Source organism: Paraburkholderia bryophila (assembly GCF_013409255.1).
Taxonomy (GTDB): domain Bacteria; phylum Pseudomonadota; class Gammaproteobacteria; order Burkholderiales; family Burkholderiaceae; genus Paraburkholderia.
In genome coordinates this window covers 4,334,533-4,355,058 of sequence record NZ_JACCAS010000001.1, presented here as the reverse complement: position 1 = coordinate 4,355,058, position 20,526 = coordinate 4,334,533, and the positions used below count along the sequence as shown (strand labels likewise).

The 20,526-nt window shown below is 63.4% G+C and carries 18 protein-coding genes; 8 read left to right on the top strand and 10 right to left on the bottom strand.

Annotation, left to right across the window (positions count from 1 at the left end):
* Positions 1-113: 113 nt before the first annotated feature.
* Together boxC and GGD40_RS19580 are read right to left on the bottom strand one after the other, a co-directional pair.
* The gene (gene boxC, locus GGD40_RS19585; protein ID WP_179744603.1) at positions 114-1,784 is read right to left on the bottom strand and encodes a 2,3-epoxybenzoyl-CoA dihydrolase; all 1,671 of its coding nucleotides are present in this window, start codon (positions 1,782-1,784) and stop codon (positions 114-116) included.
* A gap of 116 nt (positions 1,785-1,900) precedes the next feature.
* Positions 1,901-2,878, bottom strand: coding sequence for a helix-turn-helix transcriptional regulator (locus tag GGD40_RS19580; RefSeq protein ID WP_179744602.1), 978 nt, complete (start codon positions 2,876-2,878; stop codon positions 1,901-1,903).
* A gap of 182 nt (positions 2,879-3,060) precedes the next feature.
* Between GGD40_RS19580 and GGD40_RS19575 the strand changes: the two genes are divergently transcribed.
* From GGD40_RS19575 to GGD40_RS19560, 4 genes are all read left to right on the top strand, one after another.
* On the top strand, positions 3,061-3,528 hold the full coding sequence (locus GGD40_RS19575) for a DUF4863 family protein (RefSeq protein WP_179703696.1): 468 nt from the start codon (positions 3,061-3,063) through the stop codon (positions 3,526-3,528).
* 37 nt (positions 3,529-3,565) lie between these two features.
* The gene (locus tag GGD40_RS19570) at positions 3,566-5,161 is read left to right on the top strand and encodes a 3,4-dehydroadipyl-CoA semialdehyde dehydrogenase (RefSeq protein ID WP_179744601.1); all 1,596 of its coding nucleotides are present in this window, start codon (positions 3,566-3,568) and stop codon (positions 5,159-5,161) included.
* A 109-nt stretch (positions 5,162-5,270) separates the two neighbouring features.
* Positions 5,271-6,863, top strand: a complete 1,593-nt coding sequence (locus GGD40_RS19565; RefSeq protein WP_179744600.1) for a benzoate-CoA ligase family protein — start codon at positions 5,271-5,273, stop codon at positions 6,861-6,863.
* An 8-nt stretch (positions 6,864-6,871) separates the two neighbouring features.
* Positions 6,872-7,717, top strand: a complete 846-nt coding sequence (locus GGD40_RS19560) for an alpha/beta fold hydrolase (RefSeq protein ID WP_179744599.1) — start codon at positions 6,872-6,874, stop codon at positions 7,715-7,717.
* A gap of 55 nt (positions 7,718-7,772) precedes the next feature.
* Here the strand turns inward: GGD40_RS19560 and GGD40_RS19555 are convergent, their stop codons facing one another.
* The 3 genes from GGD40_RS19555 to GGD40_RS19545 form a co-directional block, all read right to left on the bottom strand.
* Positions 7,773-9,143, bottom strand: coding sequence for a GntT/GntP/DsdX family permease (locus GGD40_RS19555; RefSeq protein ID WP_035546774.1), 1,371 nt, complete (start codon positions 9,141-9,143; stop codon positions 7,773-7,775).
* A gap of 94 nt (positions 9,144-9,237) precedes the next feature.
* Positions 9,238-10,356, bottom strand: coding sequence for a porin (locus GGD40_RS19550; RefSeq protein ID WP_179744598.1), 1,119 nt, complete (start codon positions 10,354-10,356; stop codon positions 9,238-9,240).
* A gap of 179 nt (positions 10,357-10,535) precedes the next feature.
* Positions 10,536-11,744, bottom strand: a complete 1,209-nt coding sequence (locus GGD40_RS19545) for an aminotransferase class V-fold PLP-dependent enzyme (protein ID WP_179744597.1) — start codon at positions 11,742-11,744, stop codon at positions 10,536-10,538.
* Positions 11,745-11,861: 117 nt separating this feature from the next.
* Here GGD40_RS19545 and GGD40_RS19540 point away from each other — a divergent pair, with 117 nt between their 5' ends.
* The 4 genes from GGD40_RS19540 (at position 11,862) to GGD40_RS19525 (ending at position 15,952) form a co-directional block, all read left to right on the top strand.
* Entirely contained in the window at positions 11,862-12,758 is an 897-nt protein-coding gene (locus tag GGD40_RS19540; RefSeq protein ID WP_179744596.1) for an IclR family transcriptional regulator, read from the top strand.
* Positions 12,759-12,807: 49 nt separating this feature from the next.
* The gene (locus GGD40_RS19535; RefSeq protein ID WP_179703688.1) at positions 12,808-13,269 is read left to right on the top strand and encodes a RidA family protein; all 462 of its coding nucleotides are present in this window, start codon (positions 12,808-12,810) and stop codon (positions 13,267-13,269) included.
* Between the two features lie 145 nt (positions 13,270-13,414).
* Positions 13,415-13,759, top strand: a complete 345-nt coding sequence (locus GGD40_RS19530; protein WP_179744595.1) for a hypothetical protein — start codon at positions 13,415-13,417, stop codon at positions 13,757-13,759.
* 81 nt (positions 13,760-13,840) lie between these two features.
* Positions 13,841-15,952, top strand: coding sequence for a phosphocholine-specific phospholipase C (locus tag GGD40_RS19525; protein ID WP_179703686.1), 2,112 nt, complete (start codon positions 13,841-13,843; stop codon positions 15,950-15,952).
* A gap of 144 nt (positions 15,953-16,096) precedes the next feature.
* Here the strand turns inward: GGD40_RS19525 and GGD40_RS19520 are convergent, their stop codons facing one another.
* From GGD40_RS19520 to GGD40_RS19500, 5 genes are read right to left on the bottom strand one after another with little or no spacing between them, the layout of a single operon-like run.
* Positions 16,097-17,386 carry an MSMEG_0569 family flavin-dependent oxidoreductase gene (locus tag GGD40_RS19520; RefSeq protein ID WP_179744594.1) on the bottom strand — a complete coding sequence of 430 codons (1,290 nt, stop codon included), beginning with the start codon at positions 17,384-17,386 and terminating at the stop codon, positions 16,097-16,099.
* 25 nt (positions 17,387-17,411) lie between these two features.
* Positions 17,412-17,696 (bottom strand): MSMEG_0570 family nitrogen starvation response protein, encoded by a 285-nt coding sequence (locus GGD40_RS19515; RefSeq protein ID WP_035546803.1) that lies wholly within the window; start codon positions 17,694-17,696, stop codon positions 17,412-17,414.
* Between the two features lie 13 nt (positions 17,697-17,709).
* Entirely contained in the window at positions 17,710-18,903 is a 1,194-nt protein-coding gene (locus GGD40_RS19510) for an MSMEG_0565 family glycosyltransferase (protein ID WP_179744593.1), read from the bottom strand.
* A complete protein-coding gene (locus GGD40_RS19505; protein WP_179744592.1) occupies positions 18,900-19,886 on the bottom strand; it encodes a sll0787 family AIR synthase-like protein in 987 nt (328 codons plus the stop codon). Before GGD40_RS19505 ends, GGD40_RS19510 begins: the two co-directional genes overlap by 4 nt.
* A complete protein-coding gene (locus GGD40_RS19500; RefSeq protein WP_257030438.1) occupies positions 19,883-20,524 on the bottom strand; it encodes an MSMEG_0567/Sll0786 family nitrogen starvation N-acetyltransferase in 642 nt (213 codons plus the stop codon). The genes GGD40_RS19505 and GGD40_RS19500 overlap by 4 nt, the downstream gene beginning before the upstream one ends.
* Positions 20,525-20,526: the final 2 nt, after the last annotated feature.

Below are 20,526 nucleotides of genomic sequence, written 5' to 3'. Positions count from 1 at the left end.
GACAATCGCGGTGAGAGGCGCGGTGGCAGACGCGATGAGAGGCGCGTACGGACAAAAGGCTTTGTTTCAGGCCGCGTTATCGGCGTGTGTCGCCTGAGTCGACTCGCGCGCGCTCAAACACGCGACACGTCGAATTGCGCCTTGCTGCCCTTGCCGTACACCTTGAGCGCGCCCTTCTCGCCCACTGCATTCGGCCGGTTGAAAATCCAGTTCTGCCATGCGGTGAGACGCCCGAAAATACGCGTCTCCATCGTCTCCGGACCGTTGAAGCGCAAATTCGCTTCGAGGCCGGTCAACGCGTCCGGCGACATGGCCGTGCGTTCTTCGAGTGCAATGCGGATTTCGTCGGCCCAATCGATATCGTCGGGCGAAGCGGTCACGAGACCGAGGCGTTCGGCGTCGACGGGTTTGATCGGCTGGCCGATTCGCGAGCGCACGGCATCGAGCGGTTCGGCTTCTTCGTAGAAGCGTCGCGCGAGCCGCGATTGATGCGTGACCATCGGATACAAACCGAAGTTGACTTCCGACAGCGTGATCGCCGGTTCTTCGTCTTCATTCGACGGCAACGCAGCCATGTAACTACGGTCGCACGCGAAAGCCAGTTCCGCGAAAGTGCCGACGAAACACGAGCCCGGTTCGATCAACGCGAACAGCGAACGCGACGACACGTCGATGCGCGCAAGCGTGCGGCGCAGCAAACCGATGGTCTCGCGCACGAACCAGTGATCCTTGTGCTGCATCAGCGTGGCATCCGCGGCGAGCAGCGCGCGGGCGTCGCCTTCGGTCTTGAACACCCAGGTGCCGACTTCGAGTTCGTTGGTGCGCATCGACAGAATCGCGTCGTCGAGTTCGCGCGCGAATTGCAGCGGCCACCAGTTCACGCCGGCGGCGACGATCGCGTCGATGCTCGTGGGCTGGTCGGATTGCGGCGCTTTGGCGGTGAAGGTGGCGATACGTTTGGCGCGATCGATCGTGACGTCGAGCGTTTTATAAGTCAGGCCGTCGTCCCGGTCGGTACGGTCGATACGCGTGAGCGCCACGCCTTGCGCGTTCTCGGGACGGTCGCTCTGCGCGGCGAGTTCGAGCGCGCGTGCCTGAATCGCCTGATCGAACTGATTCGGCTTCACGACTTCATCCACGAGGCGCCATGCTTTCGCGCGCTCGCCGCGAATGCCTTCCACCACCGTGCAGAAAATGTCCGCGCGATCGTGGCGCACCTTGCGCTTGTCGGTCACGCGCGTCAGGCCGCCAGTGCCCGGCAATACGCCGAGCAATGGCACTTCCGGCAACGACACCGACGACGAACGGTCGTCCACCAGATAGATCTCGTCGCAAGCGAGCGCGAGTTCGTAACCGCCACCGGCACACGCGCCGTTCACCGCCGCGAGAAACTTCAGACCGGAATAGCGCGACGAATCTTCCAGGCCGTTACGCGTTTCGTTGGTGAATTTGCAGAAGTTGACTTTCCACGCATGTGTGGACAAACCCAGCATGAAGATGTTGGCGCCCGAGCAAAACACGCGATCCTTCAGGCTCGTCAGCACGACCGTTTTGACTTCGGGATGTTCGAAACGAATGCGCTGGATCGCATCGTGCAATTCGATGTCGACGCCGAGGTCGTACGAATTCAGCTTCAGCTTGTAGCCGTCACGAATGCCGCCGTCTTCGGCGATATCGATGCCGAGCGTTGCGACGGGACCGTTGAAGCTCAGCTTCCAGTGTTTGTACTGCGAGGGATCGGTGCGGTAGTCGACCGGCGCGATAGCGATTGCTGCTGTGGACATGGGGCGTCTCCTGACTGGACGATGCAACATTGTTTTTTGAACAATAGTGCATCGTCACGCCCGTGTAAAGCACTTTAATGCATGTTAAGGCGTAAACCCTGACGTTTCACTGCATCTCAGCCGCCCACATCGTCCGGGGCTTCCGCCGCGACTCGCGCCGCGAGACGGTCGCGCAGTTGCAGATAGGCGTCGGCGAGGGTCTTCTCGCTGGTGTCGAAGCTCATGTCGGCCCGCCCGTAAAGCTCGCCGCGGCCGGCGAGGATGCGTTTGAGGTCGTCCATCGCTTCCTTGTTACCGGACATTGGCCGCAAATCGCCTTGCGCGACGACGCGGCGCATGTGCTCTTCCGGCGTGGCCTGCAACCACACGGTGAAGCAGTGCGACAGCAGCGCGTTGAACGTGCCCGACTCCGACACCAGCCCGCCCGGCGACGCGATCACCGCGCGCTCGTGCTCCTGAATCACGGCCTCGAGCGCGCGGTGTTCATAACGCCGGTACGCGGCCGCGCCGTACAGCGAGTGAATCTCCGACGGCGGGCAGCCGGCCAGTTGCTCGATCACGCGCGTCAGCTCGACGAACGGCACCTTGCGCTCCTGCGCGAGCATCCGCCCCAACGTCGATTTACCCGCACCGCGCAGGCCGATCAACGCAATCCGGTCCTTGCGATGCGGGTCGCGCGGCGCCTGCGCGAACATCTCGGCCAGCGCCACGCGGGCGCGCTGCAACACGGCCTGATCGCGGCCCTGCAACAGTTCCCGAATCAGCAGCCATTCGGCGGACGCGGTGGTTTCATCGCCGATTACTTCAGCGAGCGGACAGTTCAAGGTCGCCGCGATCTGCCGCAGCACCAGCACCGAAGCATTGCCGACCCCCGACTCCAGATTCGCCAGATGCCGCTCGGACAAACCGGTTTCGCTCGCCAGCGTCTTGCGGGTCATGCCGCGACGCGCGCGCAGCAGGCGCACGCGCTCGCCCATCGCGGTCAGGAACGGATCGCGCTCCTCGCGCTCGGCGCCGCGCTCGGGTCGTTCGGCGCGGGCGGCGTCTTCGTCGGCGGCATCGTCCAAGGGTGCGGGAGAGTAATTTTGGTTCATGTTTTACTACCTCTCAACGTCTATACATGTACTATAGTGCTTGACACACACCGGGTGAACGGTTAATTTTCGCCAAATATTGATCCAATAACAAACGCTGTCGAGATTTATCGGCAGCGTCACGGAGATGGCGCAACACCACGCATGAATTAAGTTGCGTGCGCGCCGATCTGGAGGCTCACATGTCCCCCCAAGCATTCCAGCGCCTGATTGCGGGCGTGACCACGCAACTCGCGGACCGGCCGCTCGACGGCCAGCTCGCCGTCTGGCTGAACGACACCTGGCCGGCCGATGGCGAGACCTTCCGCGAACTCGCCGCGGCGTGCCGCACCGGCGTCGCCGAAGGCTGGTTGTGCAACCGCGAAGGCGGCGGCATCCGCTACGGCCGGATCTTCAAGGCGCTGCCCGACACCCACGGTTTTTCCGTCGACGTGGTCGCGATGAACAACATTGCCGGCCCGCATCACGTGCATCCGCATGGCGAGATCGATCTGATCATGCCGCTCACCGAAGGCGCCACGTTCGACGGCCACCCGGCCGGCTGGTGTGTGTACGGCCCCGGCTCGGCGCATCGACCGACGGTGGCGAACGGCGACGCCTTGGTGCTGTATCTGCTGCCGCAAGGCGCGATCGAATTTACTGCTGCCTGATTGCCTGCTGCTCACCGCTCACTGCCAGAGACATGCCATGACTGAACTTTTGAAGAACTACGTAGCGAGCCAATGGGTCGCCGGCGGCGGCGCGGGTGTGACGCTCACCGATCCGGTAACGGGTGTTGCGCTCGTACGTGTGTCGAGCGAAGGCCTCGATCTCGCGCAAGCGTTCAACTTCGCTCGCGAAGAAGCCGGCACCGCCTTGCGCGCGCTGACCTATGCACAGCGTGCCGCCCGTCTCGCCGATATCGTCAAGCTGCTGCAAACCAAACGCGACGACTACTACGCGATCGCCACCGCGAACTCAGGCACCACGCGCAACGATTCGGCGGTCGATATCGACGGCGGCATTTTCACGCTGTCGCACTACGCGAAACTGGGCGCGGCGCTCGGCGACGTGCATGCGCTGCGCGACGGCAACGCCGTGTCGTTGAGCAAAGATCAATCGTTTAGCGTGCAGCACGTGCTGACACCCACGCGCGGCGTGGCGCTTTTTATCAACGCGTTCAATTTTCCGTCGTGGGGTTTGTGGGAAAAGGCCGCGCCTGCCCTGCTCTCCGGCGTGCCGGTGATCGTCAAACCCGCGACGGCGACGGCCTGGCTCACTCAGCGCATGGTCGCGGACGTGGTCGACGCAGGCATTTTGCCGCCGGGCGCGCTGTCGGTGATTTGCGGCGGCTCGGCGGGCCTGCTCGACCAGATTCAGCCGTTCGACGTCGTGTCGTTCACCGGCTCGGCCGACACGGCCGCGACGCTGCGTGCACATCCGGCGTTCGTTCAGCGCGGCGCTCGTCTGAATGTCGAAGCGGACAGCCTGAACAGCGCAATTCTGTGCGCCGACGCGACGCCCGAAACGCCCGCGTTCGAGTTGTTCATCAAGGAGGTGGTGCGCGAAATGACCGTGAAATCCGGGCAAAAATGCACGGCGATCCGGCGCGCGTTCGTGCCGGAAGCTTCGCTGGAAGCGGTGCTCGACGCGCTCAAGGCGAAGCTCGCGAAGATCAGCGTTGGCGATCCGCGCAACGACGCCGTGCGCATGGGCTCGCTCGTGAGCCGCGAACAGTACGACAACGTGCTTGCAGGTATCGCAACCCTGCGCGAGGAAGCCGTGCTCGCGTACGACGGTTCGGCCGTGCCGCTGATCGATGCGGACGCAAGCGTGGCGGCTTGTGTCGCGCCGCATCTGTTCGTGGTCAACGATCCGGACAGCGCAACGCTGCTGCACGACGTCGAAGTGTTCGGACCGGTGGCGACTGTAGCGCCGTATCGTGTCTCGACCGATGCGAACGCGTTGCCAGAAGCGCACGCCGTCGCGCTTGCACGACGCGGTCAGGGCTCGCTCGTTGCGTCGATCTATTCGAACGACGACTCACATCTCGGCCAGCTCGCGCTGGCGCTCGCCGATTCGCACGGCCGCGTGCATGCGATCTCGCCGTCCGTGCAGCAGAGTCAAACCGGCCACGGCAACGTGATGCCGATGTCGCTGCACGGTGGACCGGGACGCGCGGGCGGCGGCGAAGAACTCGGCGGCTTGCGGGCGCTAGGTTTCTATCACCGGCGCTCGGCCATTCAGGCGCCGGCCGCAGCGATCGACGCGCTCACGCAAACGACGCATTTGCCCGCGGCCTAGCAGAACGAGGCAACCAGGCAACGAGATCACGAAACACGCAATAAGCCACACATCGAGCGGATCAAGAGCGCACAACAGCCGGACCGCCCCACCCCGATGGAGGAGACACATGCAAGCTCTGCTGGAACCGGCTGCAAGCCAGCCCGCCGCGACGGTCGCGCCGCCGCCCGCGCTGTTCAATTTCGCGTCGTATCTGTTCGGACTGAACAAACTCCGCGCCGCTAAAACGGCGTATATCGACGACACCGGCGCGACCTCATACGCCACGCTCGAAGACCGCGCACGACGCTTCGCCACTGCGCTGCGCACGCTCGGCGTGCATCCGGAAGAACGCGTGCTGCTTGTGATGCAAGACACGGTCGAATTGCCGGTCGCCTTTCTCGGCGCGCTATATGCGGGCGTCGTGCCGGTCGTCGCGAATACCCTGCTCACCGCCGCCGATTACGTGTACATGCTCACGCATAGCCACGCGCGCGCCGTGATCGCCTCGGGCGCGCTCTTGCCGAACGTTATCGAAGCGATGAATACGGCGGAACATGACGGCTGCCAGTTGATCGTCTCGCAACCACGCGCCGATGATCCGCCATCCGTGCCCGTGCTCGCCGCCCTGATCGACGCCGCCCTGCCCTCGGTCAAGGCGGCCCAGTCCGGTTGCGACGACATCGCCTTCTGGCTGTATTCGTCGGGCTCGACGGGCAAACCAAAAGGCACGGTCCACACGCATGCCAATCTGTACTGGACCGCCGAGCTGTACGCGAAGCCGGTGCTCGGCATTGTGGAAAGCGACGTGGTGTTTTCAGCGGCCAAACTCTTCTTTGCGTACGGTCTAGGCAACGCGCTGACTTTTCCGCTGTCGGTCGGCGCCACTGCCGTGCTGATGGCGGAACGGCCCACCGCCGACGCGATTTTCGCACGCCTGATGCGGCATCGGCCCACGGTGTTCTACGGTGTGCCGACGCTCTACGCAAGCATGCTGGTGTCGCCTGCGTTGCCCGCCCGCGCCGATGTCGCGATGCGCGTGTGTACCTCGGCGGGCGAGGCGTTGCCGCGCGAAATCGGCGAGCGCTTCACCGCGCACTTCGGCTGTGAGATTCTCGACGGAATCGGTTCGACCGAAATGCTGCACATCTTCCTGTCGAATCGCGCCGGTGCGGTCGAATACGGCACGACCGGACGTCCCGTGCCCGGTTATGAAGTCGAACTGCGCGACGAGGCCGGGCACCCTGTGGCCGATAGCGAAGTCGGCGATCTGTATATCAAGGGGCCGAGCGCCGCGCTGATGTACTGGAGCAATCGCGAGAAGTCGCGCGCAACCTTCCTCGGCGAATGGATTCGCAGCGGCGACAAGTACTGCCGCTTGCCGAACGGCTGCTACGTATACGCCGGCCGCAGCGACGATATGCTGAAAGTCAGCGGACAGTACGTGTCGCCCGTAGAGGTGGAAATGGTGCTGGTGCAACACAACGCGGTGCTCGAAGCGGCGGTGGTCGGGGTCGATCATGGCGGCCTCGTCAAAACCCGTGCGTTCGTCGTGTTGAAGCGTGAATTCGCGGCGTCTGAGATACTCGGGGATGAGTTGAAGGCCTTCGTCAAGGAACGGCTCGCACCGCACAAGTATCCGCGCGATATCGTATTCGTCGACGATCTGCCGAAAACCGCCACCGGTAAAATTCAACGCTTCAAGCTGCGCGAACAGTCATAAGGTGAGCCATGCAGAACCCCGCCGTTGGCACTGCCGCCAGTAGCACGGGAAGTCGCTTTGCCGAATTGCCCGCTGGTGCGTCGCAGGGTCCGTTGCGCATCGAATATCGCTGGGTCAACGAGGCGGCGCGTGAAGCACCGATCGCCGTGTTCCTGCACGAAGGGCTCGGCTCGATCGCGATGTGGCGCGACTGGCCGCAAGCGTTGTGCGAACGGCTCGGCATGCGCGGTCTGGTCTATTCGCGGCCCGGCTATGGACTGTCGACACCGCGCGCGCATGAAGTGAAATGGCCGGTCGACTTTATGACGTTGCAGGCGCGCGATGTTCTGCCCGCGTTGCTCGACGCACTCGACATCGACGCGAGCGAACGTCGGCGCATGTGGCTCGTGGGCCATAGCGACGGCGGTTCGATTGCGTTGCTGTATGCGGCGCGGCATCCGGATGCGCTGGCCGGTGCGGTGGCGATTGCACCGCATGTGTTCGTCGAAGATGTTTCAGTGGAAAGCATCGCGCAGACGAAACAGCTTTATGAGTCCACCGACCTGCGCGGCAAACTCGGCCGCTATCACGCCGACGTCGATTCGGCGTTCTATGGCTGGAACGACATCTGGTTGAATCCGGCGTTCAGGCAGTGGTCGATCGTCGACGAGTTGGCTTCGATCCGCCAGCCGCTGCTCGCCGTGCAAGGTCATGACGACAACTACGGCACGATGGCGCAGATCGACACCATCGCCGAGCGCGTGTCGCATGCGCAACTCGCTAAACTCGACGCTTGCGGACATTCCCCGCATCGCGACGCGCCGCAGGCGCTGAACGACGCGATTGCCGCGTTCATTTCGCCGCAGCGCTCATAGCAAAAAAAGCGCGGCGCGTCTTCTCAAACGCGCCGAGCGCACATCCTCATCTACTTCAGATCACCGTCGACAACCCCAGCGTCAGCAACAACGCCGTCACCGAAATAATCGTTTCGCAGACCGTCCACGTCTTGAAGGTCTGCGGCACGGTCATGCCGAAGTACTCCTTCACCAGCCAGAAGCCGCCGTCGTTCACGTGCGACAGGATCAGCGAACCCGCGCCGGTCGCCAGCACCAGCAACTCGGGACGCACGCCGCCCACCGTGCCCGCCGCCGCAGCGGCGATCGGCGCGATGATGCCCGCCGCGGTCGCCATCGCCACCGTCGCCGAACCGGTTGCCACGCGAATCAATGCCGCCACCAGCCAAGCGAGAATCAGCAGCGGCACGTGTGCGCCCGTGGCGACGTCGACGATCGCCTTCGACGCGCCGCTGTCGATCAGAATGCGCCCGAAGCCCGCGCCCGCCCCCACCACCAGCGTGATGCCCGCAGTCGGCGCGAGACATTCGTTGGTGAACTTGAGGATCTGCTCACGGTTGAAACCGCGCGCCCGGCCGAAGGTGATAAAGCTCAACAGCACGGCCAGCAGCAGCGCCATATCCGGGTGACCGATCAGACGCAGTGCGTTGTTCGCGGCCGACTTCGCCGGCACGATCGCATCCGCCCAACTGCCCACCAGCATCAGCAGCACCGGCAGCAACACCGTCAACAGCGTGATGCCGAAGCCCGGCAAGTCCTGCTGCGAGCGCTTCGCGTCCTGCTCGATGAATTGCTGCGCCATCGGATTGATGCCGTCGAGCACGACGAACCGCGCGATCAGCTTCGAGAACAGCGGCCCGGCCAGCGCCGCGGTCGGAATGCCGACGATCAGCGCGTAGAAAATCGTGTGGCCGATATCCGCGTTGTACGCGGTCACCGCGAGCAACGCGGCGGGGTGCGGCGGAATCAGACCATGCACGACGGACAAACCCGCGACCATCGGAATGCCGACGCGAATCATCGACGTGCCGGTGCGTTGCGCGACGTTGAACGCGATCGGAATCAGCAGCACGAAACCGACTTCGAAGAACACCGGCAAACCGACCAGAAAGGCGATACACATCATCGCCCAATGCACGTTCTTCGGCCCGAACAGCCCGATTAGCGTGCGCGCGATCCGCTCCGCGCCGCCCGACTCGGCCATCATCTTGCCGAGCATCGTGCCGAGACCGACGACGATCGCGATATGACCGAGCGTGCCGCCCACGCCGGTTTCGAACGACTTGAGAATCGACGTCGCCGGCATGCCGACGGCCAGCGCCAACGCCACCGACACCATCATCAACGTGATGAACGGGTTCATCTTGAAGCGCGCGATCAGCACGACCAGCGCGATGATGGCGATCAATGCATAGACGAGTAACAGACTTCCTTGAACGGTCGCCATAGGTGCTCCTGAAGAGAAAGAACCGCGCCGCCGCTTTGCACGCGCTGAAGCGCGTGCAATGTTCTATCGGTGTACGGCAGCGCGGGCCGCGTGCTTAGAACTTGTGGCGAATGCCGGCGACGGTGACGAACTGGCCATTGCTGCTCGACGGATTCGAAATGCCCTCGACCCATGCCTTCGAACCGGACGAACGCTGGTAAATACCGTTCAGGTACAAGTCGGTCGTCTTCGACAAGAAGTACTCGCCGCCCACGCTCACCTGGTTGTAGTGCGCGTTGGTAGCCGTCGTGCCGCTCGCGTTCTGCGTCGTGTAGATATAGCCGAGCGCGAGCAGCGCGGCCGGCGTCAGTTGATACTTCAGGCTCGCCTCGTAGTTGGCGAAACGCAGGCTGCCGCCCGTGAGCAACTGGAACTGCGAGTTCGTGTACAGCAACGCGACCGTCGCCGGGCCGAACACGTACGCACCGCCGGCGCCCCACACCTGGTTGCGCTTCACACCGCTAATGATCGACGAGCTGGCGCTGTAGTAGTTGTCCGACGGCGCCGCGCCCGCCGTGCTGGTGGCCGGCTGATTCACGAGCGAGTACGCCGCGTCGAGACGCAGCGGACCGTTCACGTAGTCCGCGCCGACGCTCCACGCGCGATTGTTGGCGAATTCGCCCGCGGTGTTCGAGAACGCGTACATGGCGTTCGCGGTGAAACCGGCGTAGGTCGGCGTGGTGTACTTGACTGCGTTATTGGTGCGGTAGGTGTTGTTGATATCGTCGTTGTCGTAGATCGCGTTGCCGTACTGGCTCATCGCGCCGACGCCGTTGATCTGCAGGTTCGACAGATAGTCCTGCACGCTGTTGTACTGACGGCCCAGCGTGATCGTGCCGGCCTTGTCGTTGACCAGCGCCACCCATGCGCTACGGCCGAACATCCGTCCGCCCTGACCTGCCGCGCCGGTCTCCAGGCTGAAGCCGTTTTCGAGCTTGAACATCACCTTGTTGCCGCCGCCCAGATCTTCCGTGCCGAGCAGACCCCAGCGCGAACCCTGCACATTGCCCTGGGTCGCCTGATAAGCCTTCTCGCCCTTCTGGTTATTCGTGAAGGTAAAGCCCGCGTCGACGATACCGTAAAGCGTCACGCTGCTTTGCGCGTGAGCGGCCTGGGCGGCGAGTCCGGCGGCGGCGAGCGCCATGGCGGTACGAAAGATCTGCTTGTGCATCATGGTTTCCTCAAGTCGAAAAGTGACGAACGCCGGTGACATTTCAATGTGCCGGCGATATTGGTAGTACTAAACAGACGAGTCAAAGCAACACCGGGTGGGCATCCGGTGTTCGGGTCGAACAACAGTCTTCGGGGCGGTTAACTGAAGAAAATCAACCGGAAAAGATCAATCGGAGAACATCAGTCCGGCCAGTTGCGGCGCGCGGCCAGACGGCGCGCGTCGCGTTGATAAAACGGCGTAACGATCGGCTCGGACGCCAGGCGTGCCCGTTCGAGTTCGGCCAGTATTCTGGCCAGCACGATCTGCTCTTCGCCCGCGTGCAGGTTGCACGGGTCGAGGAAAAAGAAATGCAATTCCGCTTCGTGATCGCGCACGATCACCGGCGCTTCGCCTTCGGGCGCACGCGCGAGCGCATCCGCGAGATCCCAGGCGGAGATGCGCGCCAGCTTCGGATCGACATGCAGCTTCAGACGGTCGAGCGGATTGCCGGTCGGATCGGCGTCGATTTCCGCCCAGATGCCTTCGCAACGATTCAGCGTTTCGCGCCACAGCGTCAGGTAGCCGCGCTCGCGGGCGCGAATCGCGACGTGGTCGCGTTGCTGCCACTGTTCGAGTGCGACGATCGCGCCGACAATGCCTTCCTTGCCGACTTTCAGGCCGCGGCCAATGCCGCCGTTCTGGAAATACGCGGCACGTACCAGCGCTTTCTTGCCCGCGACGAGTCCGGCCGTTAGACCGCCGAGGAACTTGTGCGCCGAGTACAGCGCGAGATCCGCGCCGGCGGCGATAAAACGTTTGAGGTCGTATTCGGAAGCGGCGTCGACGATTACCGGCACGCCTTTCGCATGCGCAACGGCGACGAACTCTTCGAACGGAATCAAACCGAATTGCACCGTATGATGCGAGACCACATACAGTGCTGCAACGGTGCGCTCGGTGATTGCGGTGTTCAACTGATAGCCGTGCGCTTCGGTGGCCGCGCCGACCGGCACGACGCGCGCGCCGGACAGACGGATCGCCTGGTCCACCGGTGCGCCATAATTGACGAGGTGGCCGGTCTGGATCACGACTTCATTGCGCAAGCCGGGCATGCCGCTCGTATCCGGCAGACGTTCGATCAGGCCGAGATCGTCGCCGGTCATCGCGGCGGCGATAGTCAGCGTGATCGCCGCCGAGCACGACGCAGTCACATAACCGGCTTCGCTGCCGCACGCTTCAGCGATCACCGCCGAGGCCTTGCGTTGCAGATCGTCGATCTCGACGAATTGCGACAGCACCTGCGCCACCGCGTCGATCACCGGTGCGCCGACGCTGGACGCGCCCAAGCCTGTCATCGTGCCCGAAGCATTGATGACAGGGCGTAAGCCAAAACGAGAGCGAATGTCCATGAAGCGCCTCCAACCCGTATTTCTTAATTATGGAATATATGTTGTAATTGCGGATCAGTCTAGCATACAATCCCCCTGCGTCAACTGGACAAAAACAAGCTGTGACAGAGGAGCACGATGGCCCGTACGTCCCGACCTTCCGCGGCTGTAACCGCCGCCGCGCGCCCGTCCGCGGCATCGGCGGCCGAGCCCGTTGCGGCACAAGCCGACGCAACCCCACCCGCTGACACGGCCGCGCCGCGCACCCGCACCAGCGCGCTCGACCGCGCCGTGCAGATCCTCGACGCGCTCCAGCAGGCGAACCGTCCCGCCACCGCGTACGAAGTCGCGCGCATCGTCGGCGCGCCGTTGTCCACGGTGTATTCGATCATCAACGATCTGGTCGACAAGAATCTGCTGGCGCGCCGCATGGACGGCACGATCTGGCTCGGCTCGCGTCTGTACGGTTACGGCCTGACGTACGCGAGTTCGCTCGACTACCTCGCGGTCGCGAATGAGGAAATGCAGCGGCTCTCGGCGGAAGTCGAAGAAACCGTGCAGGTCTGCGGTCTCGAAGACGGCATGATGGTCGTGCAGCAAATGGCCGAAGGTCCGGGCCATTTTCGCGTGACGTCGCGCGTGGGCAGTCGCGTGCCGTTGAACTGGACGGCGTCGGGCCGCTTGCTGGTCGGCCACCTGCCGGACGCCGAACGCATCGCGTTCTTCGCGCAGCATGCGCAGAGCTCGCCGACCGGTCGCGCGGAAACGCGGCCGGAGGTTCTCGCGCGGATCGCGCGCGAAGCGCTCGACGCGCGGCTGTCGATTCAGATCGGCGAGTCGGACGCGTCGGTGGCGTGTCTCGCGGCGCCCGTACTCGACAACACCGGCGCGTGCGTCTTCACGATTTCGATCGTGATGCCCGAGGCCAAAGCCGAACTCGGCACCGAGCGTTTCGCGCAAGCCGTGCAAGCGGTGGCCGCGCGGATCGAAGCGCGCCTCGGCTGGCGACATCGCGATTCGGAACCGGCTGCGTAAGCGTCGCTGCGCCACCTCCCCTTAAACGATCACCCTCACTTTCTTATCGATGAACTGCTACGACCGGCTGCACACGCGCGGCCTCAAGCTTCCGCAGGTGCCGACGCCGATCGGCAACTTCACGCACTGCACGCGCGAGGGCAATCTGCTGTTTCTGTCCGGCCAGGGTCCGCTCGACGAAAGCGGCTCGCTGATGACCGGCAAGGTCGGCGTCACCGTCAGCGCCGACGAAGCGTATCGCCACGCGCAACTGGTCGGCCTCAATCTGCTGGCTGTGCTGCACAACGAACTCGGCGATCTCGCCCGCGTGAAACGCGTCGTCAAACTGCTCGGCATGGTCAACGCGGCGCCGGATTTCACCGAGCATCCGCGCGTGATCAACGGCTGCTCCGATCTGTTCGTCGACGTGTTCGGCGACGCCGGCCGTCACTCGCGCTCCGCCGTCGGCGTGGGCTCATTGCCGGGCAATATTACCGTCGAGATCGAAGCCATCGTCGCGATCGAGGATTAAATACCGCCCAGCCGGTCAAATCCTCAATTTTCCCCATCTCACCATTTCTTCACAAAAGTTACACAGGTAAGCGACTATCCTTCGGCATCGCTGACCCGGGCGCATGCATGCCCTGGCGCTCTTCCCCCGTGCCGGAGACGTTGCCATGTCCTGTGTGTCGAAGCCAACTGTAGCTCTGCATCGCAAACGTTTAGCCGGCGTGCTGATCGCCGTCGCGCTCTGCGCGCTGACCGGCGCCTGCAGTGACGACGAAGACAAAACGCCGGACCCGGCCTCGACCAGCGCCGCCGGTGCCAGCGGTCCCGCCGCGAACGACAACGGCGCCGACAACAGCACGGCCGTGCTGTCAGCGAACCCCGCATCCGTAGCACCCGCACCCGCAGCACTCACGATTCAAAGCCCAGCACTGCCCGCCTCAAGCACCGACCCGGCTTTGTCCGCCGCCGCGTCGGCGCCGCTCGCCCCACCCGTCATTCACACCGTGGACTGAGTTCCGCGCTCCGTACGGCGCGTGGCTCACGCTCGCGCGCCGTGTGCATCGTTCCTCTACCGAAGATCGAAAGCCAATACCATGACCTCAAAAAATCGCCGTGATTTTCTGCGCTCCGCCGCGCATGCAGCCGGTTCCGCCACCGCGCTGAGCATGTTGCCGCTGGGCATTCGCAACGCACTCGCCATTCCGGCCAACAACAAGACCGGCACGATTCGCGACGTCGAACATATCGTCGTGCTGATGCAGGAAAACCGCTCGTTCGACCACTACTTCGGCACGCTGAAAGGCGTGCGCGGTTTTGGCGACACGCGCGCGATCAATCTGCCCAGCGGCCAACCGGTGTGGTATCAGCCGCTCGCCGCCGATCTCGGCTACGTGCTGCCGTTCCGCCCGAGCGCGCCGAATCTCGGCCTGCAATTCCTGCAGGATCTCGCGCACGACTGGACCAGCACGCACACCGCGTGGAACGGCGGTCGCTACGATCAGTGGGTGCCGTCCAAGGGCACCACGACGATGGCCTACCTGACGCGCGACGACATTCCGTTTCACTATCAACTCGCCGACGCCTTCACGATTTGCGACGCGTACCACTGCTCGCTGATGGGCCCGACCGATCCGAACCGCTACTACATGTGGAGCGGTTGGGTGGGCAACGACGGCAGCGGCAGCGGCCCGGTGATCGACAACGCGGAAGCCGGCTACGGTTGGTCCACGTATCCCGAAGTGCTGCAGAACGCGGGCATTACGTGGAAGATCTATCAGGACGTCGGCACCGGACTCAACGCGAACGGTTCGTGGGGCTGGACGTCGAACCCGTATATCGGCAACTACGGCGACAACTCGCTGTTGTACTTCAACCAGTACCGCAATGCGCAGCCGGGCAATCCGCTGTATGACAATGCGCGCACCGGCACGAACGCCTCGCAGGGCGACGGCTACTTCGACATTCTGAAGCGCGACGTGCAGAATAACGCGCTGCCGCAAGTGTCGTGGATCGTCGCGCCGGAAGCGTATTCCGAGCATCCGAACTGGCCGTCGAACTACGGCGCGTGGTACATCGATCAGGTCCTGCAGATTCTCACGTCGAATCCGGAGGTGTGGAGCAAGACGGTGCTGCTGATCAACTACGACGAGAACGACGGTTTCTTCGACCATATGGCGCCGCCGTTCGCCCCGGCTTCGAGCGCGAACGGTTTGTCCACCGTCGACGTCAGCAACGAAAACTTCGCGGGCAATACGAACTACCCGGCCGGCCCGTACGGTCTCGGACCGCGCGTGCCGATGCTGGTGGTCTCGCCGTGGTCGAAAGGCGGCTATGTGTGCTCGGAACTGTTCGACCATACGTCGGTGATCCGCTTTATCGAAAAGCGTTTCGGCCACGACCACAATCTCGGCGAATCGAACATCACGCCGTGGCGTCGCGCGGTGTGCGGCGATCTGATGTCGGCCTTCAATTTCAGCAACCCGAACGACGCGATTCCCGCGCTGCCGAGCACGAGCGGCTACGTGCCGCCGGATCAGAACCGTCATCCGGATTACGTGCCGCTGCCGCCGCTGGTCCAGGCGGTGCCGAAGCAGGAAGCCGGCGTGCGTCCGGCGCGTGCGTTGCCGTATGAACTGTTCGTGCGCGTGCATGGCGAAGGCTCGGCCAACATGCTCACCATGCGCTTCGTCAACTCGGGCCGCGCGGGCGCGGCGTTTCTCGTCTACGCCGCGAAGAGCCTCAACGCGCCACGCACCTATACGGTCGAAGCCGGCAAGCGCCTGCAGGATCAGTTGCCGTGCAACGCCGACGGCACCTACGATTTCACCGTCTACGGCCCGAACGGTTTCCTGCGCCGCTATGCGGGCAAGCCGGTCGCGCGTAGCTGGTGGAATGGTTCGGATATCGCGCGTCCCGAAGTCGAGGAAGGCTACGACGTGTCGAACGGCAACCTGCAATTGCGCCTGGAAAATGTGGGCAGCGCACGTTGCAAGTTCACGATCGTCAACGCGTACGATCCGGGCAACGTCATCACGCATTCGGTGCGCGGCGGCGATACGGACCCGCTCTACCTCGATCTGCGCAACGCACACGGCTGGTACGACCTGACGATTACGGTCGATACCGACCCGCTGTTCGCGCGCCGCTTTGCGGGCCACGTGGAGACGGGCAAGAGCAGCATGAGCGATCCGGCACTGGGTAGCTGATAGCGACAACACTGCACGCTGGTGATTGAATGCGACGGCCGCTGCGGGTAACACCGCAGCGGCCGTTTTTTATACGCGCTCTGTCTGGCTAAGTGGTATGGCCCGTGGTACAGCTGCGTGCTCGGCCGTACTCGCGTTACTGCTTCATGCCGCCACCGCCGCGCTCAGCGTCTCCCGCTCGCGCAACTTCTCCCGAATCGTCTGCACGATGTACTCCGCGTCGCGCGCGACGCCGGAAAAGCGTCCCGAACCCCACGTATGCAACCACGGCAAACCGACGAAATACAAACCGTCGATCGGCGTAATGCCGCGCGTGTGCGCCGGATAACCGCGACCGTTGAATACCGGTGCGTCGAGCCAACTGAAGTCCGGCGTAAAACCAATGCACCAGATGATCGCCGCGATGCCGCTAGTTTCCACGTCGAGCGTGGCGCGCTCTTCGAGCGGACGCCAGACGGGTTCGTAGGGATCGCCCGCCGGCGCATCGATACCGTGCTTCGCGATAAAGCCGTCGATGCTCGCGTTGATGCGGTTATAGACGTCGTCGGCTGCATCGAGATTGGCCGCCAATGTCGGCGCGAAATGGAGCTGGCCATTGCGCAGGTCGTCGAGCCGGCCGTACAGCGCCATACCCTCGGCGGCGAATTTGCGCAGGTCGATATCGCGTCCGCCGTCGCGGCCGGTCACGTAGTGATTGGTGTTGTCCCGCACCCCTTCTCGCAGCGGATGCTGTTCGACCGGCATGTCGTAATACTGCATGTCGGAGAGCCAGTCGACCACGTCGCGGCCCCGATAGAAGCGCGCGCAACGCGGCGCCTCGCCGACCGCGAGCACGACCTTGCGGCCCGCCAGATGCAAATCTTCGGCGATCTGCGCGCCCGACTGGCCGGTGCCGACCACCATCACCGCGCCGTCCGGCAGCGCCTGCGGATTGCGGTACGCGGACGATTGCATCTGCACGATCCGCGCGGGCAAGCGCTCGGCGAGACGCGGCACGATCGGCGTGTGATAGCCGCCTGAAGCCACCACAAACTGGTCGGCGGTGAACTCGCCTTGCGTCGTCGCGACCGTATAGACGCCGTCGTCGCGCCGCTTCACGCGTTTCACCTCCGCGCGCTCGACGACCGGCGCATCGACGTGCGCGATAAAACCGTCCAGGTACGCGAGGATTTCATCCTTCTTCATGAAACCGTGCGGATCGTCGCCGCGATACGGATAGCCCGGCAACGCGCATTGCCAGTTCGGCGTGACGAGACAGAACGCGTCCCAGCGCTGCTCGCGCCACGTGTGCGTGACCGTGTTCTTCTCCACGACCAGATGATCGATGCCGGCCTGCTTCAGAAAATAGCTGACCGACAGGCCCGCCTGCCCGCCGCCGACGACGAGCACGCTGTAATGCCCCTCGGCGCGCGCTGGATGGTTTCGATTCGACATGATGCGTCCTCTGAAAAATGAGCGTCTAGCTGAAGGCGATGACCTTGACGGTCGCGTCGGGCCGGTCGCGAAAGCGTGCTGCGTCGCGCTCGATCTGCGCGAGCTGGTCCAGCGCCGCCGAACAGGCGAAACCGTATTTCTCGCGCACCCGTTCGGAGGCGATACCGAGCGCCTGCTGCGAACGCGCGACGAAGTCGTCGAGCGGATAAGCTTCGCCAGGCGTGAAAAAATCGCCGATCACAAGCGACGGCGAATAGCAGTTCGCTTCGTCGCCGTCGGGCCATTGAATCCTAAAATGCATGACAGGCATGGTTAATCCTCGATCAGTTGATAACCGGTGCGTGCTTCGCGACGAAGCGACGGTAGATGTCGACGTGACGTTGTGCGCTAGCCGTCCAATTGAAGCGCGCGAGCAACGCGGGGACCGCATGCTCGAAATCGGTTGCATTTGCACCTGATGAACCTGGCGCACTCAACGCACGCAGCAGCGCGGCTGCGATCGAATCGACATCGGCGGGGTTGGCCCAATAGCACGTGCTGTCGTCGAGATACTCGGTGAACGGCGCAATCGCCGACGCCACCACCGGCGTGCCGCTCGCCAGCGCTTCGAGCACGACGAGGCCGAAGCCTTCGCGCAACGACACCATCGCCAGCACGTCGGCGCTGCGAAATAGCGCGGGCATCGCGGCATCGTCGAGCGGCCCTGTCACGACCACGCTTTCCTGTGGGCCGATCGATAGGCGTAACTCGGCCGCCCGTTGCAACAGACGGCGGGTGTAAGCGTCATGGTCGAGCAGGCTCGCGCCGCCGGCGATCACGAGTTGCGCGCGCGGCAGAACGCGCAGCACGGCGGCGAACGCTTCTAAAAGAGTCAGTGTGTTTTTCCGTGCTTCGATGCCGCCGACGGCTAGCACGATGGGACCGCCATCGCGGTTTATGCCGAGGCGCTGTCGCAGCGTGGCGTCGTCGTGCGCTTGCTCATGCTTAAAACGCTCGACATCGACGCCATTCGGTACGGTGATCGCATCGATACCATAGGCCGATCGCATTTCCGTAGCCCACGTCTCGCTCACGCACAACACCTGATCGGCGTCCTCATACGCGCGACGCTGCCAAGCCGCCAGCCGCGAATCGTCGAACGGGTCGAGGTGATGCACCGTGCGGATAAAACCATGAATGCACTCTTTCGCTTTCAACTCGGCGAGCGCATTGCCGCTGATACTGTCCTGCGCATGCAGCAGATCGAACGACAACGCTTCGTGTTCGATCAAAGCGCGTTTGAACGCATCGATACGCGCTTCGACCATCGCGACCGTGCTGGACTGAGGCAACACGATAGGCGCATACACCACGCGACACGGCGGCAAGCGGAAGAGTTTTTCGCCCTGCACGGCTGGCACGAAGACAGTGACGTCGTGGCCTAACGCCGTAAGCGCCGTCGCCAGTTCAAGCGTATGCACGACACCGCCGCGCGGATTGACCGAATGCGTGAACAACGCAATACGCAGCGGACTCATCGCGCACCGCCTTTACCGGCCATGATGAACGGCTCGCGGTCGAAGTCCCACAGCATCGCCGCATCATCCTGCTGATGCAGCACCACCTGACGCGTCGAATCAACCGACCCAATCACCGCGCAAGCCAGCGATCGCTCGTCGAAATGCGCCTGCACCGCTTCCACCTGGTGCGCCCGCACCGACAGCAAATAGCCGAAACTCGGAAACGCCGTGACCCAGCGCGATAGCGCCACACCCTCAGGTTTCGGAATCTGCTCAAGGTCGATCCGTGCGCCTACCTGCGAGCATTCGAGCAACATCAGCGCGGTGCCGAGCGTGCCGGCCATGCTGATGTCCTTCGCGGCATCGCAAAGCCCGCTTTCCGCGAGACGCGGCAACAGGTCGAGATCCGCACGCAGCCGCTCCGACGGCGCATCCACCGAAGCATTCCAGAACGGATAGGGTTCTTCGAAGCGGCCGCGCAGATCGACCGCCATCATCAGGCTGTCGCCGGGCTTCGCATTGAAACTCGACAGCAACGCGTTAGCTCGGCCAACAATCGACACCGCCAACTGCGCGGCGTCACTGCGCGTATTCGTATGGCCGCCGACAATCGGCACGCCGTAGGCCACGGATGCCGCCGCCATGCCCGCCAGGACCTGTTCCGCCGCGTCGCTGCCTTGACTCCACAACGCGTCCACCACCGCCAGCGGCCGGCCGCCCATCGCGTAGATATCGCTGACGTTGACCATCACGCTGCTATAGCCGGCGAACCATGGCATCGCGCTGACGAAATCGCTGACCATGCCTTCGATCGCAAACAGCAGATAGCCACCGCCATCGGCAATCGCGGCGCAATCGTCGCCGAGCGCGACCGCCTGATCGAGGTCGCGCGTACCGCGAGGCAAGTGCCGCGCCAACGTGCCGACCACATCGACGATATCGGTCTTATGGCGAAAGCCACGGCTCTCGCGCAAGGCGGCGACCAGATCAGCGACGCTCATGCCGCGCTCCGGGCAGAAGCGGCAGCGGCTTCTAAGCCAGCTTCGGAACCGGCTTCACGCTTCGGCGACGCAGCCGGCGTACGCGTCACAAAGCCGCCATAAGGCGTCACACACGGCGCGTACCAATCCAGTTGCGCCTGCATCAAATGATGCGGACGGCCGAGCAAGGTTTCTTCGGCCAGCACATCCCAATGCATCGCTCGAAACAGCGGCACATTCTGACTCTGCACATGCGCGAGAAACGTTTCGCAACCGAGCGCATGCGCGCTGCTAACCGCAAGCCGAATCAGCGTCGCGCCAATCTTGCCGTGCCGGCGGAACGCCGCATGCACCGCGAGCCGCGATCCGAACCACACGTTGTCGTGGTCGCGATGAATCCGCACCGTGCCAACCACGTGCTCCGGCATACCGGCCACGCAACTCACCGCCACCAGTTGTTGCGCGTGCAGATCGATTTCATCGCGATCGTCGCCGACAAAAATGCCCTGCTCGATGCAGAACACCGCGCGCCGCAACTTGAACGCTTCATCGGCTTCCCAATCCAGCGTAGTCCACTTGATACGAAATTCGCTCGGCGTATAAGGCGTTAACTCAATGTCGGAATCCAGCGCCTCGCCTGCAATCGCTTCACCAAACATGA

Bases quoted from the DNA above. Each gene is read 5' to 3' on its own strand.
- GGD40_RS19530 (WP_179744595.1), top strand. From the start codon at position 13,415: ATGTCCTGTGTGTCGAAGCCAACTGTAGCTCTGCATCGCAAACGTTTA.
- GGD40_RS19565 (WP_179744600.1), top strand. From the start codon at position 5,271: ATGCAAGCTCTGCTGGAACCGGCTGCAAGCCAGCCCGCCGCGACGGTC.
- GGD40_RS19550 (WP_179744598.1), bottom strand. From the start codon at position 10,356: ATGATGCACAAGCAGATCTTTCGTACCGCCATGGCGCTCGCCGCCGCC.
- GGD40_RS19545 (WP_179744597.1), bottom strand. From the start codon at position 11,744: ATGGACATTCGCTCTCGTTTTGGCTTACGCCCTGTCATCAATGCTTCG.
- GGD40_RS19580 (WP_179744602.1), bottom strand. From the start codon at position 2,878: ATGAACCAAAATTACTCTCCCGCACCCTTGGACGATGCCGCCGACGAA.
- GGD40_RS19515 (WP_035546803.1), bottom strand. From the start codon at position 17,696: ATGCCTGTCATGCATTTTAGGATTCAATGGCCCGACGGCGACGAAGCG.
- GGD40_RS19570 (WP_179744601.1), top strand. From the start codon at position 3,566: ATGACTGAACTTTTGAAGAACTACGTAGCGAGCCAATGGGTCGCCGGC.
- GGD40_RS19525 (WP_179703686.1), top strand. From the start codon at position 13,841: ATGACCTCAAAAAATCGCCGTGATTTTCTGCGCTCCGCCGCGCATGCA.
- GGD40_RS19555 (WP_035546774.1), bottom strand. From the start codon at position 9,143: ATGGCGACCGTTCAAGGAAGTCTGTTACTCGTCTATGCATTGATCGCC.
- GGD40_RS19540 (WP_179744596.1), top strand. From the start codon at position 11,862: ATGGCCCGTACGTCCCGACCTTCCGCGGCTGTAACCGCCGCCGCGCGC.
- GGD40_RS19505 (WP_179744592.1), bottom strand. From the start codon at position 19,886: ATGAGCGTCGCTGATCTGGTCGCCGCCTTGCGCGAGAGCCGTGGCTTT.
- boxC (WP_179744603.1), bottom strand. From the start codon at position 1,784: ATGTCCACAGCAGCAATCGCTATCGCGCCGGTCGACTACCGCACCGAT.
- GGD40_RS19535 (WP_179703688.1), top strand. From the start codon at position 12,808: ATGAACTGCTACGACCGGCTGCACACGCGCGGCCTCAAGCTTCCGCAG.
- GGD40_RS19510 (WP_179744593.1), bottom strand. From the start codon at position 18,903: ATGAGTCCGCTGCGTATTGCGTTGTTCACGCATTCGGTCAATCCGCGC.
- GGD40_RS19575 (WP_179703696.1), top strand. From the start codon at position 3,061: ATGTCCCCCCAAGCATTCCAGCGCCTGATTGCGGGCGTGACCACGCAA.
- GGD40_RS19520 (WP_179744594.1), bottom strand. From the start codon at position 17,386: ATGTCGAATCGAAACCATCCAGCGCGCGCCGAGGGGCATTACAGCGTG.
- GGD40_RS19500 (WP_257030438.1), bottom strand. From the start codon at position 20,524: ATGTTTGGTGAAGCGATTGCAGGCGAGGCGCTGGATTCCGACATTGAG.
- GGD40_RS19560 (WP_179744599.1), top strand. From the start codon at position 6,872: ATGCAGAACCCCGCCGTTGGCACTGCCGCCAGTAGCACGGGAAGTCGC.